18 protein-coding genes are annotated in these 15,806 nt (G+C 57.0%); 17 read left to right on the top strand and 1 reads right to left on the bottom strand.

The window, feature by feature from the left end; genetic code table 11:
• Positions 1 to 797 precede the first annotated feature (797 nt).
• Positions 798 to 1,721: a 23S rRNA pseudouridine(955/2504/2580) synthase RluC gene (gene rluC, locus B4U49_RS17310; RefSeq protein ID WP_239692692.1), complete on the top strand. Its 924-nt coding sequence runs from the start codon at positions 798 to 800 to the stop codon at positions 1,719 to 1,721.
• Positions 1,722 to 1,785: 64 nt separating this feature from the next.
• Positions 1,786 to 2,430, top strand: a complete 645-nt coding sequence (locus B4U49_RS17305; protein WP_078085863.1) for an HAD-IA family hydrolase — start codon at positions 1,786 to 1,788, stop codon at positions 2,428 to 2,430.
• A 23-nt stretch (positions 2,431 to 2,453) separates the two neighbouring features.
• On the opposite strand, the gene B4U49_RS17300 is transcribed toward B4U49_RS17305, so the two are convergent.
• Positions 2,454 to 3,041, bottom strand: coding sequence for a Maf family protein (locus tag B4U49_RS17300; RefSeq protein WP_078085862.1), 588 nt, complete (start codon positions 3,039 to 3,041; stop codon positions 2,454 to 2,456).
• A 112-nt stretch (positions 3,042 to 3,153) separates the two neighbouring features.
• Here B4U49_RS17300 and B4U49_RS17295 point away from each other — a divergent pair, with 112 nt between their 5' ends.
• The 15 genes from B4U49_RS17295 to B4U49_RS17225 all read left to right on the top strand — a co-directional run bounded on the left by B4U49_RS17295 (position 3,154) and on the right by B4U49_RS17225 (position 15,752).
• Complete coding sequence (locus B4U49_RS17295) at positions 3,154 to 3,696, top strand: YceD family protein (RefSeq protein WP_078085861.1); 543 nt, start codon at positions 3,154 to 3,156, stop codon at positions 3,694 to 3,696.
• 79 nt (positions 3,697 to 3,775) lie between these two features.
• Positions 3,776 to 3,967, top strand: coding sequence for a 50S ribosomal protein L32 (gene rpmF / locus B4U49_RS17290; RefSeq protein WP_078085860.1), 192 nt, complete (start codon positions 3,776 to 3,778; stop codon positions 3,965 to 3,967).
• 27 nt (positions 3,968 to 3,994) lie between these two features.
• Positions 3,995 to 5,005, top strand: coding sequence for a phosphate acyltransferase PlsX (gene plsX / locus B4U49_RS17285; protein ID WP_275078294.1), 1,011 nt, complete (start codon positions 3,995 to 3,997; stop codon positions 5,003 to 5,005).
• A gap of 82 nt (positions 5,006 to 5,087) precedes the next feature.
• A complete protein-coding gene (gene fabD, locus B4U49_RS17280; protein ID WP_078085858.1) occupies positions 5,088 to 6,032 on the top strand; it encodes an ACP S-malonyltransferase in 945 nt (314 codons plus the stop codon).
• Positions 6,033 to 6,126: 94 nt separating this feature from the next.
• Entirely contained in the window at positions 6,127 to 6,882 is a 756-nt protein-coding gene (fabG, locus tag B4U49_RS17275) for a 3-oxoacyl-ACP reductase FabG (RefSeq protein ID WP_078085857.1), read from the top strand.
• A gap of 224 nt (positions 6,883 to 7,106) precedes the next feature.
• On the top strand, positions 7,107 to 7,343 hold the full coding sequence (gene acpP, locus B4U49_RS17270) for an acyl carrier protein (RefSeq protein ID WP_010130751.1): 237 nt from the start codon (positions 7,107 to 7,109) through the stop codon (positions 7,341 to 7,343).
• A 168-nt stretch (positions 7,344 to 7,511) separates the two neighbouring features.
• Positions 7,512 to 8,753, top strand: coding sequence for a beta-ketoacyl-ACP synthase II (gene fabF / locus B4U49_RS17265; RefSeq protein ID WP_078085935.1), 1,242 nt, complete (start codon positions 7,512 to 7,514; stop codon positions 8,751 to 8,753).
• 57 nt (positions 8,754 to 8,810) lie between these two features.
• A complete protein-coding gene (locus B4U49_RS17260; protein WP_078085856.1) occupies positions 8,811 to 9,698 on the top strand; it encodes an aminotransferase class IV in 888 nt (295 codons plus the stop codon).
• A 55-nt stretch (positions 9,699 to 9,753) separates the two neighbouring features.
• Positions 9,754 to 10,875, top strand: a complete 1,122-nt coding sequence (gene mltG, locus B4U49_RS17255; protein WP_239692691.1) for an endolytic transglycosylase MltG — start codon at positions 9,754 to 9,756, stop codon at positions 10,873 to 10,875.
• Positions 10,876 to 10,916: 41 nt separating this feature from the next.
• Positions 10,917 to 11,555 (top strand): dTMP kinase, encoded by a 639-nt coding sequence (tmk, locus tag B4U49_RS17250; protein ID WP_078085855.1) that lies wholly within the window; start codon positions 10,917 to 10,919, stop codon positions 11,553 to 11,555.
• Positions 11,552 to 12,592 carry a DNA polymerase III subunit delta' gene (locus tag B4U49_RS17245; protein WP_078085854.1) on the top strand — a complete coding sequence of 347 codons (1,041 nt, stop codon included), beginning with the start codon at positions 11,552 to 11,554 and terminating at the stop codon, positions 12,590 to 12,592. The genes tmk and B4U49_RS17245 overlap by 4 nt, the downstream gene beginning before the upstream one ends.
• Before the next feature lie 149 nt (positions 12,593 to 12,741).
• Entirely contained in the window at positions 12,742 to 13,095 is a 354-nt protein-coding gene (locus tag B4U49_RS17240; protein WP_078085853.1) for a PilZ domain-containing protein, read from the top strand.
• 144 nt (positions 13,096 to 13,239) lie between these two features.
• On the top strand, positions 13,240 to 14,016 hold the full coding sequence (locus tag B4U49_RS17235; protein ID WP_078085852.1) for a TatD family hydrolase: 777 nt from the start codon (positions 13,240 to 13,242) through the stop codon (positions 14,014 to 14,016).
• 34 nt (positions 14,017 to 14,050) lie between these two features.
• Entirely contained in the window at positions 14,051 to 14,683 is a 633-nt protein-coding gene (locus tag B4U49_RS17230) for a dUTP diphosphatase (protein ID WP_193432860.1), read from the top strand.
• Positions 14,684 to 14,771: 88 nt separating this feature from the next.
• Complete coding sequence (locus B4U49_RS17225; RefSeq protein WP_078085851.1) at positions 14,772 to 15,752, top strand: malate dehydrogenase; 981 nt, start codon at positions 14,772 to 14,774, stop codon at positions 15,750 to 15,752.
• Positions 15,753 to 15,806: the final 54 nt, after the last annotated feature.

Here is a 15,806-nt window from a genome sequence, read left to right as displayed (position 1 = left end):
GCTGCCCAGCAATTATCGCCGTGTTATACGCACTCCCCGCGGGGGCGCCAGTCAGGGGCACCTGCGGTGTGCATACTGTATTAACTCTGAATACCGGTCTCGTTCGGGTATTCGCTTCCTGTCAGGCCGGCTCCGCATATTTCCCGGGCGGGTCCTGACTGCAGTCCGGTTTCGGGCTGCATGGGTCACATCTTCTCTAGGCTCCGGGGCCGGCTCGTGGCTGGGCCCGTTGGTCGTCTCTAGTAGTAACCGGCGGTGCGGGAGTGCCATTTTGCATCACCTGCAGAGGCCGGGGGCCAGTTCGGTCGCTGGCGTCAATCGCGGAGCGAGATGTGACAGATTAGAGTCTGTTCCAAGCGCTGCGGGCGTCAGCCCGTCTTACCTTCGCAAAAATCCCGTTGTAACGGGGTCGGGTCGGCGAGAGCTTCGGGAGGGCCTCTGTGGCTAAAATCCCTGGGCACCATCTTGCGACGCACCCTTGAAGAGTCTCGCCGACGGAGTTTTGTTGATAACGCGTCATTGCGCGCACCGGCCCGATTGACGGTATTTTCTCAAGAGCGGCACCTGGGTTTTTGTATAGCAGAAAAACCGTGCGCCGCCGAAAACCAGCCCAATTCAGACCGGCCGAATATACCACGGTGTAGTTGGGGCATCAATCGCGGTGCTTCAAATGGCTGGGGGTTGCCGCTATGATGCGCCCCATGCGAAGTAACCCCCCAAAACCCAGTAAAACACCCCGTTCGGCCGAATCACGCGGCGATACTGATGAGCGCTCATCCGGCACCGCCGGGAAGGGCGTGCAGTTCCTCACCGTGCCAGAAGAACTGGCTGGTCAGCGGATCGATAATTTCCTGCAAGCGCGCCTCAAGGGTGTGCCCCGCTCTCGTGTCTACCGAATTCTGCGGAAGGGAGAGGTGCGGGTTAATAAGGGGCGGGTGAAGGCCGAATATCGCCTGAAAGCCGGGGATCAGGTCCGTGTGCCCCCGATTCGCGTGTCCGAGGGTACGACGCCTGCAGTGGCTGGTGAGTCCCTGCGGCGCACGCTCGAGGCAGCCATACTGTATGACAATGGTGGGTTGCTCGTGGTCAACAAGCCCGCCGGCCTCGCGGTGCACGGCGGGAGCGGTGTGCGGCTCGGGTTGATTGAGGCGCTGCGCCAGATGTATCCGAAGAGTCCTTTTATGGAGTTGGTGCACAGGCTGGATCGGGACACAAGTGGCGCCATTCTGGTGGCGCGTAAGCGGTCGGTGTTACTGCATGTCCAGTCCGAGCTGCGCGCGGGCAAGCTTGGGAAGTCCTATCTGGCGCTGGCGGCGGGCAAGTGGCCGCGTGGGCAAAAGCTGGTAGAGGCGCCACTCAAGAAGAATACGCTGAAGAGTGGTGAACGAATGGTTGTTGTGGATGGTGACGGCAAGCCGTCGACCACCCGGTTCCAGGTTGAGGAGCGCCTCCCTGGTGCAACCTTGATGGCCGCTGAGCCGGTTACCGGGCGCACCCACCAGATTCGAGTGCATGCACAGTTTGTCGGGTGTCCGCTGGCGGGTGATGCGAAATACGCGTCCGATGAGATCAACAATGCCTTCCGTGAGCACGGGTTAAAGCGGCTGTTTCTGCATTCCGCGGGCGTTCGCTGCACGCTGCCGGATGGTACCAGGGTGGATGTGCGGGCACCTCTGCCGCCGGAGCTCGAATCGGTTTTGGTTAGCCTTCGCCGCAGCTGATCGTGCGGTCAGGCCGGTATTGTTAGTTGCGTTATATGCTGTATATAAGGAAGAGGTAAGGTTGATGCTGGTGATCCTCGACTGGGATGGCACTGTGTGCAACTCTGAGGCGCGCATCGTTTCTTGTATGCAGCGAGCCTCAGATAGGGTAGGGCTGCCGGTGCTCGAACCTGCGGCGATCGGCAACATCATCGGCCTCGGGCTGCCCGAGGCTATTAGCACCCTTTTCCCCGAAGCGCACAGCGAGCAGCGCAATCGCCTGCGCACTTATTATGCGGAGGAGTGGCTCGCAGCGAGGGTAGAGCCGGTGGCATTGTTCGACGGTGTTCTGGCGACCCTCGATCATTTGTTGGGCGCGGGGCACACTCTGGCGGTGGCGACAGGCAAAAGCCGCCGCGGCCTCAATCGGGAGTTTGAAGAGCACGGCATTGGCCATTTGTTTGCGGCCAGTCGCTGTGCGGATGAAACGGCATCCAAGCCGGACCCGCGCATGTTGAGTGAGCTTCTCAGGGAGGTCGGTTGTGACGTGCGCGATGCCGTTATGGTGGGTGATACCGAGTACGATCTGCGTATGGCCTCAGCGATCAATATGGCATCTATCGGTGTTAGTTATGGCGTGCACAGTCGCGAGCGGCTCGATGAGTGTCGTCCGCATCGGATTATCGACCATTTTACCGAGTTGCTTCAGTGGCCTCCGCTGGTGGCATGACCGAAAGAGGGCGAATTTTGTGTTCAGTTGCCTGTCAGCGGGTCTATTCCATATTGCCTGAGGAGCTTGATTAGGCGAATTAATGGGAGGCCAATCAGTGTATTGATGTCATTCCCTTCCATTTTTTCGAACAAGGCGATTCCCAAGCCTTCGACTTTGAATGATCCTGCGCAATCCAGCGGTTTCTCCAGGGTGACGTAGCGCTCGATTTCGCGGCGCTCAAGATTGCGAAAGTAAACCGTGAATGTTTCGCATGTCGTGGTGTGGTTTCCACTGTTGCTGTCGAGAACGCATAGCCCGGTGTGGAATGTGACCGGCTGTCCAGAGCACAGCTGAAGCTGCTCGACCGCATTTTGCGCTGTGCCGGGTTTGCCGAGCTGTCGGCCGTTACATTCGGCTACCTGGTCAGATCCGATGATGACGGCATCCGGGAATTGCTTCCGCAAGGCATTGGCTTTCTCGCGGGCAAGGCGGCTGGCCAGTGCCGGAGCCGTCTCGCCCGGCAATGCTTCTTCATTTATATGGGGGCTGGCGGTGTCGAAAGGCAGTTGCAGCTTTTCCAGAAGAGTGCGGCGATAAGGTGAGCTGGACGCTAGAATCAGTCGGCGCATGGTGACGGGCTTCCTGGCCTGAGAGTGATGCCGGTGGGCTTTGGGGTCGGTGATCATGCGGTGGATGAATTGTTTTGACAAGGCTCTGGTGAGTCCATAGAATTGCGCGCTTATGTCGATACCCCCCCAGAAAACCGCGCTTCCGCGCCGCATTGATGCACGAAAATTGGTGCAGCGTGAGCAGCAATTGGACGGAATTGTGCCGTCAGGCGCTCTTGCACGGCTGGTGTCGTCTACGGAGTCAGTGAATGGTGATGTGGCGGTGACTCTGGCGTTTGCCAGGGATCTGCAGCGAAACCAGGTGGCTACCGGGCATCTCCAGTTGGAGGTTGAGCTGTTGTGTCAGCGCTGCCTGCAACCGGTGAGCGAGCAGATCGAGGCCGACATTGCGTGGGGCTTCGTCTGGTCGGAAGAGCAGGGCAAGTCATTGCCCAAATCGCTCGACCCGGTGATACAGGACGGCGATGAGCTGGACCTGTATCAGGTATTGGAAGATGAGATTTTGCTCAACCTGCCAATGGTTGCTTTCCACGACGAGGAGTGCGTCTCTCAGGATGCGTTTCGCAGTGGTGGAGAGGAGCCGGATGCGGGAGAGCAACATGAAAACCCCTTTAAAGTACTGGAACAGTTGAAGGGTTCGTCAAACAAGTCTTGAGAGTTGTTTGAAGGGTTTGGGCTCGCCGGTAGGCGCCCCGGTTCCGGTGTTAACTGTTAGTTATGTTTAGGAGCACCAAATGGCTGTTCAGCAGAACAAAAAAACCCGTTCCCGTCGCGGCATGCGTCGCTCTCACGATGCGCTGGGTGGACCGACTCTGTCCGTTGACCCGACCACCGGTGAGAAGCACCACCGTCACCACGTGACCAAAGACGGTTTCTACCGTGGTCGCAAAGTGATCGATGTCGGCACCTCTTCCGAAGAAGAGTAAGCTTTGTCCAGCCAATTGCGATTGGCCGTGGATGCGATGGGCGGGGACTTAGGTCCCCGCTCTGTCGTTCCGGCCTGCTCAAGATTTCTTATCCGCTATCCCAAGGCAGAACTGAAACTGTTCGGCCCTCGTTCCCAGCTGCAATCCCTTCTTATAAAAGAACCTCCTTCAGTGCGTGAGCGCCTTGAAGTGGTTGACTGTGCCCAGGTAATTACCCAAGGCTGCAATCCAGTACAGGCGTTGCGACGCAAACGTGAGTCGTCCATGGCGCGCGCGCTGCAGGCTGTTGCCGATGGGGAGTGCTCAGCGATGGTTACCGCTGGCAATACAGGGGCACTGCTCGCGCTCGGGCGCAGTATTCTCGGTACGGTAGAGGGCGTACGTCGCCCGGCACTGGGCAAATCTTTGCCGACCGCGGACGGCTCCTGCTTTCTCCTGGATCTCGGGGCGAATATAGATTGCAGTGCGGAAGACCTCGTACAGTTTGCGCGCATGGGGCTGGAAGCCCAGCGTGTGTTTGCTGGCAAATCAGACCTCACCGTCGCGCTATTGAATATCGGCGCAGAAGAGCACAAGGGCACCGAGGAGATTCGGCGCGCTGGCGCTATGCTGCAGGCGGACCCCTCTATTAATTACGTGGGTTTTGTCGAGGGGCACGATATTTTTACCGGGGTGGTCGACGTTGTGGTTTGCAATGGCCTGATGGGAAATGTGGCCATGAAATCCGCCGAGGGTGTGATCCGACTGATAGGTCAAAAGACCTTCACCATCGATAAAAAGGCGCCGATAAAGCGTTTTTTTGGCCAATTAGCCATAAATCTGTTGCGAAAATGGCGCGCACAGCTAGAACCCGGTCGCTATAATGGCGCCAGCTTTTTGGGGCTAGAAGGCAACGTCATCAAGAGCCATGGCGGCGCCAGCAGTGAGGCGTTTTATCGCGCTATGCTGACGGCCAAAGATTGTGCTGAGTCGGGTCTGGCGCAGCAGATTGGTAGTGCCATGACGCTACAGGCGCAGCGACAGACGGGGTGTGATTAAGCCCTGCGTGATGCTTGCGGTCTGAGACGTCCGGTCGAGCCCCATTATTCAAGGCTTCACTCATTTGGTTAAAGGATGTTCCATGACCAACCCAGTTTTAGCGTTCGTATTTCCCGGCCAGGGCTCCCAGCAGATTGGTATGCTGGCGGAAGCTGCTGAGGCTTTCCCGGAGATCAATGCGACCTTTTCCGAAGCTTCCTCTGTTCTCGGTTACGACCTGTGGGACCTGTGCCAGAATGGCGCTCAGGAAGATATCAATCTCACCGAAAGAACCCAGCCCCTGCTGCTGTCCGCCAGCGTTGCCCTGTACCGTGCCTGGCTGAGCCAGGGCGGGGTGGCACCTGCCCGCATGGCGGGCCACAGTCTGGGAGAATGGTCTGCGCTGGTATGCGCGGGCGTTCTGGCATTTGAAGATGCCGTGCGTCTGGTTCGCGAACGCGGTCGTCTCATGCAGGAGGCCGTGCCGGCGGGCGAGGGCGCCATGGCCGCAGTGATTGGCCTGGATGACGAAGCCGTAGAAGCTGCGTGCAATAGCGCTGCGGAAGGCGGTGTTGTTGCGGCGGTTAATTACAATTCGCCGGGGCAGGTTGTGATTGCCGGTGGTGCCGCCGCTGTCGAGCGCGCCATCGAAGCTTGTAAAGCCGCCGGCGCCAAGCGTGCGCTGCCCTTGCCGGTAAGCGCACCTTTCCACACAGAGCTGATGCGTCCGGCTGCAGAAAAATTGGCTCCGCAAATCGAGTCGACTGTTTTTCGCGCACCCGAAATCCCCGTGATCCACAATGTGCACGCCAAGTCGGAATCTGATCCTGCGGCGATCAAGGCACTGATGGTTGAGCAGATCTATAGCCCGGTTCGCTGGACTTCCTGTGTCCAGGTAATGGCAGCTGCAGGTACCGAGCAATTGGTCGAATGTGGCCCGGGCAAAGTGCTGGCTGGACTGGCCAAGCGCATCGATCGCAGCCTGACCGCGCACAATATTGAAACGCCGGCACAGATGTCGGAAGCCGTTAAATCCACCGCACAATAACTAAGGCGATACCTATAGACTGCCAAGGCAGTCAGGTCTTGCAGGCGACTGCAATGGCCCTCGATACGGGTTCGCAAAAGGGTTTGTAACAAATATGACTATTTCAACTTCTCTCGAAGGCAAGGTGGCGCTGGTCACTGGCGCCAGTCGCGGCATTGGCGCAGCTATCGCTGATCTGCTGGGCGCTCAGGGTGCTATCGTCATTGGTACTGCAACCAGTGCCGGCGGCGCAGAAAAAATTTCTGCACGTTTTGCGGAAAAGGGACTCAAAGGTGCAGGTAAGGAGCTGGACGTAACCAGCCCGGAAAGCATTGCTGCCGTGCTTGAGTCCGTTAAAGCAGAATTCGGTGCGCCGACCATTCTCGTCAATAACGCGGGCATCACCCAGGACAACCTGCTGATGCGCATGAAAGATGAGGAGTGGGATTCGGTTCTGAACACCAACCTCACTGCTGTGTATCGCGTGAGCAAGAGCTGTCTGCGCGATATGACCAAGGCGCGTTGGGGTCGAATCATCAATATCAGTTCTGTGGTTGGCAGCATGGGTAATGCGGGCCAGAGCAACTACGCTGCAACCAAGGCCGGGGTAGGTGGTTTCGCCCGTGCGCTGGCGGCAGAAGTGGGCTCCCGCGGCATCACGGTAAATACTGTGGCGCCAGGCTTTATCGATACTGATATGACCAAGGTTTTGCCGGACGCACAGCGTGAAGCCCTGATGGGCAAGATCCCCCTGGGACGTCTCGGCGCGCCGGAAGAGATTGCCTCCGTTGTCGCATTTTTAGCCAGTGATGCTGGCGGTTATGTGACCGGTGAGACCATTCACGTGAATGGCGGCATGTATATGGGCTGATTTTCTTTCGAGAAAATCACCATAAGTGATTGATTGGTAAAGAAAAATTTATCATTCAATGGTTGTGGGGAGGTGGTGCATTACATCCCGAAAAAATCAGGGTACAATGCCGCCTCGCATTAACCATAAGCTGTGTTAGCCGGTTACTGATACACCACATAAAGTGGCTAATTTTTAAGTAGTGACCAAAACAGATTTTTATCCACTAGGAGTTAAATTGAATCATGAGCAGCATTGAAGAGCGCGTAAAAAAGATCGTTGCTGAACAACTGGGCGTGAAGGAAGAAGATGTAAAACCTGAAGCATCCTTTGTTGAAGATCTGGGCGCTGACTCCCTCGACACAGTTGAGCTGGTAATGGCTTTGGAAGAGGAATTCGAAACCGAAATTCCGGACGAAGAAGCAGAGAAAATCACCACTGTTCAGCTGGCCATCGATTACATCAACCAAAACCTCGGTTGATTCCTGCTGGATAGCTTAGTAAGGGGTAAGTGTTGCCCGTTACTGTAGTATTGCGAGAGCCGTTCTATGTTGCATAGCGCGGCTCTCCGTCTATTTGAACCTTGTGAAAACGACCGGCAACATAAGTATAGTTCCCGGCGTGTATGATTGATTTCGGGGGAGGCGCAAGTGTCGCGTAGAAGAGTCGTTATTACCGGAATGGGCACAGTGAGCCCGCTGGGCAATACTCTGGAAGATACCTGGTCTGCTTTGCTGGCAGGAACCAGTGGCGTTGTGCCAATCGATTCGTTTGATGTTTCTGCTTTCAGTACACGTTTTGCTGCAACCGTAAAGAATTTTAACCCCGAACCCCATGTTGCGCAGAAAGAAGCGCGCAAGATGGATATGTTCCTGCAGTTCGGTCTCAGTGCGGGAGTGCAGGCGGTAGAAGACAGTGGTCTCGAAGTAACCGACTCCAATGCGCCGCGCATCGGTGCCTGCATCGGTTCCGGCATGGGTGGGATTGCCGCGATTGAAAATAACGCGATGCTGATCGCGGAAAAGGGCCCGCGTCGGGTCTCTCCATTTTTTGTTCCGGGTGCCATCATCAACATGGTTTCCGGTAATCTTTCCATCAAGTACGGTATGAAAGGTCCGAACCTTTCGACCACCACTGCCTGTACCACTGGTACCCATGCAATCGGCCTGGGTATGCGCACTATTCAATACGGCGATGCCGATGTGATGGTGTGTGGTGGTGCTGAGATGGTGACCACGCCCGTTGGTTTGGGTGGCTTCTGTGCCGCACGTGCACTGTCGACCCGCAACGATGATCCGCAACACGCCAGTCGTCCCTGGGATAAAGATCGGGACGGTTTTGTTCTGGGTGAGGGCGCGGGTGTTCTGGTGCTTGAGGAATACGAACACGCTAAGGCGCGCGGAGCCAAAATTTACGGCGAGCTGAGCGGTTTTGGTATGAGTGGCGATGCCCACCATATGACTTCGCCGCCGGAAGATGGCGCCGGTGCTGCGCTGTCCATGGCCAATGCGCTGAAAGATGCCGGTCTTGAGCCTTCGGCGATCCAGTACATCAATGCGCATGGCACCTCTACACCGTTGGGTGATAAAGCCGAGATTGCTGCAGTGCGATCCGTATTTGACGGTAGCCTGGACAACATTTCGGTCAGCTCCACCAAGTCCATGACCGGACATTTGCTGGGTGCTGCTGGTGCGATCGAGGCAATTTTCTCAGTCATGTCCCTGCGTGATCAGGTAGCGCCGCCGACTATCAACCTCGACAATGTAGACGAGAGTTGTGCTGGTATTAACCTGGTGCCGCACAAGGCGCAGGAAATGAAAATCGATGCGGTGCTGTCAAACTCGTTCGGCTTCGGCGGAACGAATGGCTCGCTGATTTTCCAGCGCATTTAATGCTTTAGAAGGTGCCGACCTGCCGCGATTGGCATCGGTCGGCGCCGACTTCTAACAGTGACTTTCCCCATCCCATTTTTCTATTCCGATGCCGGGACGCTGCAGAGCGTACCTGCCGACGGAGAATTCTCCGTGGGCGTGCTCGAGACTATGCGCGCCCGGCATGGTGCCATTCCTTTGCTGCCGGGCCATTTAGCCCGGCTTGCGCGCTCGGCGTCGCCTGATCCCGGTGTGCTGCAGCGTATCGAGGCGGCCGCACTCCTGATCGCGAAGCGCACCGCCGACTGGGCTGAGGGCGCACGTATACGGCTGCGCTATGGAGTGCTGTACGGTGAGACCGTATGGGATTTTTCGGTTGTTCCTCTTGAGGGGAATTCCCCCTGGCAACACGGTGTGTCGCTTTCACTCTGCGAGACCCGTGTGACTCCACAAGCGTCACTGTCTCCATTTCCACTTGAGGCCGCGGGTCAATCTATGGAAGCGAGACAGGGGTTGGCGCATAAATTCGCGAGTGGTTGTAAGTTGCTACAGCGGGATGTTTACACCCGCGCTGAAAGAGAGCTCGATGAAAAGGCTGCAGGCCCGCGGCCAGGCCTTTTCCATGAGGGGTTGCTTCTGGATGACCAGGGACGAGTTATTGAGGGGCTGCGCAGCAACCTGTTGGTTTGGCGGGACGGCCGTTGGTCGACCCCCAGCCTGCGCAACTGTGGCGTACGGGGTGTGATGCTCGGCTGGCTGGCAGCAAGGGTCGAAATCAGCGAAGATGATCTTCTTATCTCGGATCTTGAACAGGCGGAAGAACTGGCTGTCTGTAATGCTGTGCGGGGGGTGGTGCCCGTGGTACAGATGACGCTTGGCAGCCTGACTGAAGAGCGGCTGCGAACGTTGTATCCCGGCTCAGCGACCACCGCCATGCGGACATTGGTTGCCAGTGATCTGCACTAAAGCGTGCCGCATTCGAGTCAAATATCCATCGCATTAATAACGGGTTGTGCAAAACGTGGCGAAAAATAACGGTAAGTCCGCCAATAAAAAAACAGCTAAGCGAAAGTCTACCGAGGGTAGTGGTCGCAGCCGCGCGGGCAAATGGCTGCGCGGCTTCCTGTTGCTGTTTGTTCTCGGCCTGGCTGCAGGTGGCTATGCGTTGTGGTCCGCGCAAAATGCGCTGGTAAAGCCCCTTGATGTTCCGGTGGATGGCCTGCGCATGGATGTTGAAAGTGGCAGCAACCTTTCCCGTGTTCTGTTGCGCCTCGAATCCGACGGCGTGCTGCGTTCGGCTCTGTGGGTACGAATCTATGCGCGGCTGAATGACCAGAGTAGCATCCATCCCGGGGAATATATGATTCCCGCAGGCAGTAATGCGATGGACCTGGTCGGCCGGCTGAATCGCGGGGATGTAACCCGTTATCGGGTAACCCTCGTAGAGGGCTGGACGTTCAAGCAGGCCCTTACCCAGATAAGAAATTCCAACAAGGTTCGCCACACCCCGGCAGGGGAATCCGTTCAAGCCGCGGCGCAGGCTCTGGGTATCGAAGGGAATCCGGAGGGGTGGATTTTTCCGGATACCTACGTGTATCGCTCCGGCGCGTCCGACCTGGACCTGTTGCGTCAGTCTTTCGAGCGTATGAATGCAGTGCTTGAAGAAGAGTGGCAGCAGCGCGCGGAAAATTTGCCGTATAGCGATGCCTATGAGGCGCTCATCATGGCCTCCATCGTCGAGAAGGAAACCGGTGTGCCGTGGGAGCGCGATGAAATTGCGGGTGTCTTCGTGCGGCGCCTGGGGCGCGGTATGCGTCTGCAAACAGACCCGACGGTGATTTACGGGCTGGGTGATCAATACGATGGCAACTTGCGGCGAGCGGATTTGCGCAACGCTACCCCATACAACACGTATGTGATTGGCGGTATGCCGCCGACACCGATTGCGCTGCCGGGGCGGGAAGCCATTCATGCGGCGCTGCATCCGAAGGGCGGGAATACGCTGTACTTTGTGGCCAAAGGGGACGGTTCCCATCACTTTTCCTCGACGCTCAACGAACATAATCGCGCGGTCCGCCAGTACCAGCTGCAGCGTCGATCGGATTACCGTTCGAGCCCGGTAAAAAACAAAGAAGACAATTAACAAAAAACCGGTTGGCGTTTCGTCGAACCAGCAGAGAATTCATGTCAGATCTATCTAAAGGCAAGTTCATCACTCTCGAAGGGGGAGAGGGGGTCGGTAAATCAACCAATCTCCGGTTTATTACCCAGTGGCTGGAAAGCAGGGGGATCGATTACGTCCAGACCCGCGAGCCCGGCGGTACTCCTCTCGCCGAGCAGTTGCGAACGCTGTTGCTTGAAAAACGCGACGAGGCTGTGGATCCCACCGCTGAACTTCTGATGGTGTTTGCCGCGCGAGCGCAACATCTCAGCGAGGTGATCAAACCTGCACTGGCCAGTGGAAAGTGGGTGGTCTGTGACCGCTTTACCGATGCCACCTATGCTTACCAGGGTGGTGGCCGAGGGCTTGATCGGGCATTGATTGGCCAGCTAGAACAAACCGTGCAGGGTGCGCTTAGACCTGATCGGGTGCTGCTGTTGGATTTGGATCCGGAAATCGGCTTGCAGCGTGCGGCGACCACTGGGGAAGCTGATCGCTTTGAAAGTGAACAATCCGCCTTTTTCAGCAAGGTGCGGGCTGCGTATCGGGAGCGCGCGGAAGCTGCGCCAGAGCGCTACGCATTGATCGATGCCTCGCAGCCGTTGGAGGAAGTTCAGGCGCATCTGGCGCGGGAACTGGAACTGATCGCGGGAACACAATGAGCAAGGCAACAGAAAAGCCCGCAGTTGTGGAGGCGCAGCCGCCGATTCCCTCGCCGCTTCCCTGGCAGGCGTCACAATGGCAGCGTCTGGGCGCGCAGTGGACTGCAGGCCGTTGTCCGCACGCACTGCTGGTGAGCGGGCAAGCGGGGCTGGGCAAGCGTCGCTTTGCCGACGCGTTTGCCGCGCTTTTACTGTGCGATCAGCCCCGTCACGGCCTCGCCTGTGGCGAATGTCGTGGATGCAATCTGCGCGTGGCGGGAACGCATCCGGACTTTATTCGCGTTGTACCCGAGAAAGAGGGTGGTCCTCTGAAGGTGGAGCAGGTCCGAGAGCTGGGCGAGTTCGTCGGCCGTACCAGCGCCCGGGAGGGTGTACGGGTGGTGTGGCTTGCCCCGGCAGAGGCGATGAACATCAATGCTGCCAACGCGCTTTTGAAGAATCTTGAGGAGCCCTCGGCATCGGTCATCTTTCTGCTGATTACCGACAACCCCTCCGGTTTGTTACCGACCATTCGCAGTCGTTGCCAGACCATTGCATTTCCGGTTCCCCCGCATCAATCGGCACTGCGCTGGTTGAGCGACAGTGGTGTCGAGGGCGATATGGCATCGAGTGCACTGGCGTTGGCTGGCGGTGCGCCGTTGCTGGCGGTGAGCCTGATGGAGCCCGAAGCGAAAGAGATTCGCGATCAGTTTCTTGCGGACCTCACCGCCCTGACGCGCGGCGACGAAAATCCGGTGACTCTGGCGGGACGCTGGGAATCGCCGGGAGAGGGCGCGGATTTGAATATGCTGCTCCAGTTCTGGCAGAGCTGGGTCGGCCAGATGTTGAAGGCGCGTACCACGGATCAGGCGGTAGATACGCCGATCATGGCCTTATTGCAGCGGTTGCCGGGAACTGGTCCGGAAAGTCAGCGCCCGCTGTTTGGGTTCTACGACCAGCTGCTAAAAGCCCGTGGACTGGTCACCGGCAACAGCAATCCGAACAAGCGGTTGTTAATGGAGGAATTGCTGATTCGCTGGTCCGCACTGTTTCGTTGAGTGTAGACAGGGCGAGTAGTGGCGCGGTAAGTTACCGTGTTGATGTGCGCGCGAAAGGAATAGCTGATTAGCGGCTTTAATTGTGTAAATTATCGACAACACAGCGTTAAATCAGAACAATAACCGGTTATTCGGAAACGGGGTTGAGTATGAAAGGTATGGGGGGCGGAGCCCGCAACGGTATCCTGTCGCTGAAGATTCAGGATAAGTCCGTGCTTTATGCGGCGTATATGCCATTCGTCAAGAATGGCGGCCTGTTCATCAATACTGACAAGAGTTACAGCCTCGGCGACGAGGTTTTCCTGCTTCTTAGCCTGATGGACGAACCGGAAAAACTACCGGTTGCCGGAAAGGTAGTATGGATTACTCCGGGCGGTGCCCAGGGCAACCGTACGCCTGGTATCGGCATCCAGTTCAGCGACAAGGAGAATGTTGCGCAGGGCAAGATAGAAACTCTACTCGCTGGCTCCCTCGAGTCCAGCCGTCCGACCCACACCCTGTAATTCTGCATGGCGGGTTCATTCTGGATCCCGCCGGGCCCTGCGCCAAACCGCGCGCATCTGGCCCTCAATCTGTATAATTCCCCGCTTCGTTCTCCTGGTCTCTGTGGTACTTGATCCATTGGGGCCACCAACAGGCTCTGTTCCATGCTGGTAGATTCCCACTGTCATCTCGACAGGCTCAAACTAGATAAATTCGACGGCGACCTGGATGCAGTTCTCGAGCTGGCGCGCAGCCGTGGTATCGGCAAGTTCCTGTGTGTCGGCATCAGCCTCGACAATGCGGAAGATGTGGTCAATATCGCTGCACGCTATGAGGATGTCGTGTGCTCGGTGGGTGTGCATCCCCTGGACGTGGAATCCGGGCTCGCGGATGTCGAAAAATTAAAGTCCATGTCCGCGCAACCCAATGTTGTAGCACTGGGTGAAACCGGGCTGGATTATTACTACAGCACCGAGACCAAGGCGGTACAGCAAAAGAGTTTCATTGCCCACTTGCAGGCCGCCGGAGAGGTTGGGTTGCCGGTGATTGTGCACACTCGGGATGCCCGAGAGGACACGATTGATCTGATTCGCGAACACGGCAGCCGTGAGCACGCCGGGGTTCTGCACTGTTTTACCGAGAGCTGGGAGATGGCGAAGGCCGCCCTGGATCTGAATTACTACATCTCCCTGTCCGGTATTGTGACCTTCAAAAACGCCGAAGAGCTGCGCGATGTCGCCAGGCAGGTACCGCTGGAGCGGTTGCTGGTAGAAACAGATTCGCCTTATCTGGCACCGGTACCGTACCGCGGCAAGCCCAATATCCCGGCTTATGTGCGAGAAGTGGCTGAGTTTATTGCCGAGTTACGGGGTATTTCTTACGAAGAGCTCGCGGCGATCACCACCGAAAATTTTCATAGACTATTTCCTCGCGCCGTTTGAGCGCGAATGCTGAACAATCAGGAATCAAACAATTATGTTGCAACAGCAATTGCAGACCATGCTGGCGCTGCAGGACGGCATCAACACGCTGGTCAACGACCACTGGCGCGAGCAGAACTTCCCCTGGTACCGGGCAATCTGGGTAGAGAGCGCAGAACTGCTGGATCACTACGGTTGGAAGTGGTGGAAAAAACAACAGCCGGAAATGGAACAGGTCAAGCTGGAGCTGGTTGATATCTGGCATTTCGGTCTGAGCCTGGAATTGCAGCAGGGTGGTCCCGATGCAGTCGCCGCCAAGATGGAGCAACAACTTGCTGGAGAGCAGCCGGTTGCCGGGGACTTCCGTGAAAACCTGGAGGCATTCACCCTCAATACGCTGTCTAGCAAACAATTCGACCTGGTCGGATTTGCTCAATTAATGGCCGATTGCGAGATGCCATTCGAGGACCTGTATCGCCGCTACGTGGGCAAGAACGTTCTCAATCGTTTCCGTCAGGATCACGGTTACAAAGACGGTACCTACCAGAAGTTGTGGCAGGGAAGGGAAGACAACGAGCACCTGGCTGAGATTGCGGAATCTTTAGACAGTGCAGCAGAAAATTTCAGCAATCAACTTTATACGGCCTTAAAAGACCGTTATCCGGGCTCCCAAAAGGATTTGGCCTGACAAATTTGGCCGAGTACCGACTAAAGGATAATGAAATTAATTGGCAAGGCCCTATAATGCGGGCGCCTGAAAACAACGGAGATACATCGTGAAAGCACCTGTTCGTGTTGCAGTTACCGGCGCCGCCGGTCAGATCAGCTACTCGCTGCTGTTTCGCATCGCTTCCGGCGAAATGCTGGGTAAGGATCAACCAGTTATTCTTCAGCTGCTGGAAATCACTCCCGCACTGGAAGCGCTGAAAGGCGTTGCCATGGAGCTCGAAGACTGTGCCTTCCCGCTGCTGGCCGGAATCGTACAGAGCGACGATGCGACCGTTGCATTCAAAGACGCAGAGTACGCCCTGCTGGTTGGTGCGCGTCCGCGTGGCCCGGGCATGGAGCGTAAAGACCTGCTGGAAGCCAACGCGGCTATCTTCTCTGCTCAAGGTAAAGCGCTGAATGACGTTGCCGCACGCAACGTGAAAGTGCTGGTCGTCGGCAACCCGGCCAACACCAACGCTCTGATCGCCCAGCGCAATGCGCCGGATCTGGATCCGCGCAACTTCACCGCTATGACTCGCCTGGACCACAACCGCGCGCTGACTCAGCTGGCGAACAAAACCGACTCCACTGTCAACGACATCACCCACATGACCATCTGGGGCAACCACTCTGCTACCCAGTATCCGGACCTGCACCAGGTTAAGGTCAACGGCGAAGACGCCATGGGCAAAGTCGACCAGGAGTGGTACGAGAACGACTTCATCCCGACCGTGCAGCAGCGCGGCGCGGCCATCATCAAGGCCCGTGGTGCTTCCTCTGCAGCCTCTGCAGCAAATGCTGCCATTGATCACATGCGCGACTGGGCGCTGGGTTCCGCCGAGGGTGACTGGACCAGCATGGGCGTATACAGCGACGGTTCTTACGGCATCCAGGAAGGCTTGATCTACTCCTTCCCGGTTGTATGCAAAAACGGCGACTGGGAAATCGTTCAGGGCGTAGACATCAATGATTTCTCTCGCGAAAAGATGACTGCGACCGAGACCGAGCTGGCAGAAGAGCGCGACGCCGTTGCTCACCTGCTGCCGTAAGTCTTTTACCTGCTAGCCAGGTAGAAGCAATAAAAAACCCGCACCATGGTGCGG

This window comes from Microbulbifer mangrovi (assembly GCF_002009015.1).
GTDB lineage: Bacteria > Pseudomonadota > Gammaproteobacteria > Pseudomonadales > Cellvibrionaceae > Microbulbifer > Microbulbifer mangrovi.
The sequence above is the reverse complement of the archived record's forward strand: the minus strand, read 5'-3'. Positions and strand labels throughout refer to the sequence as shown.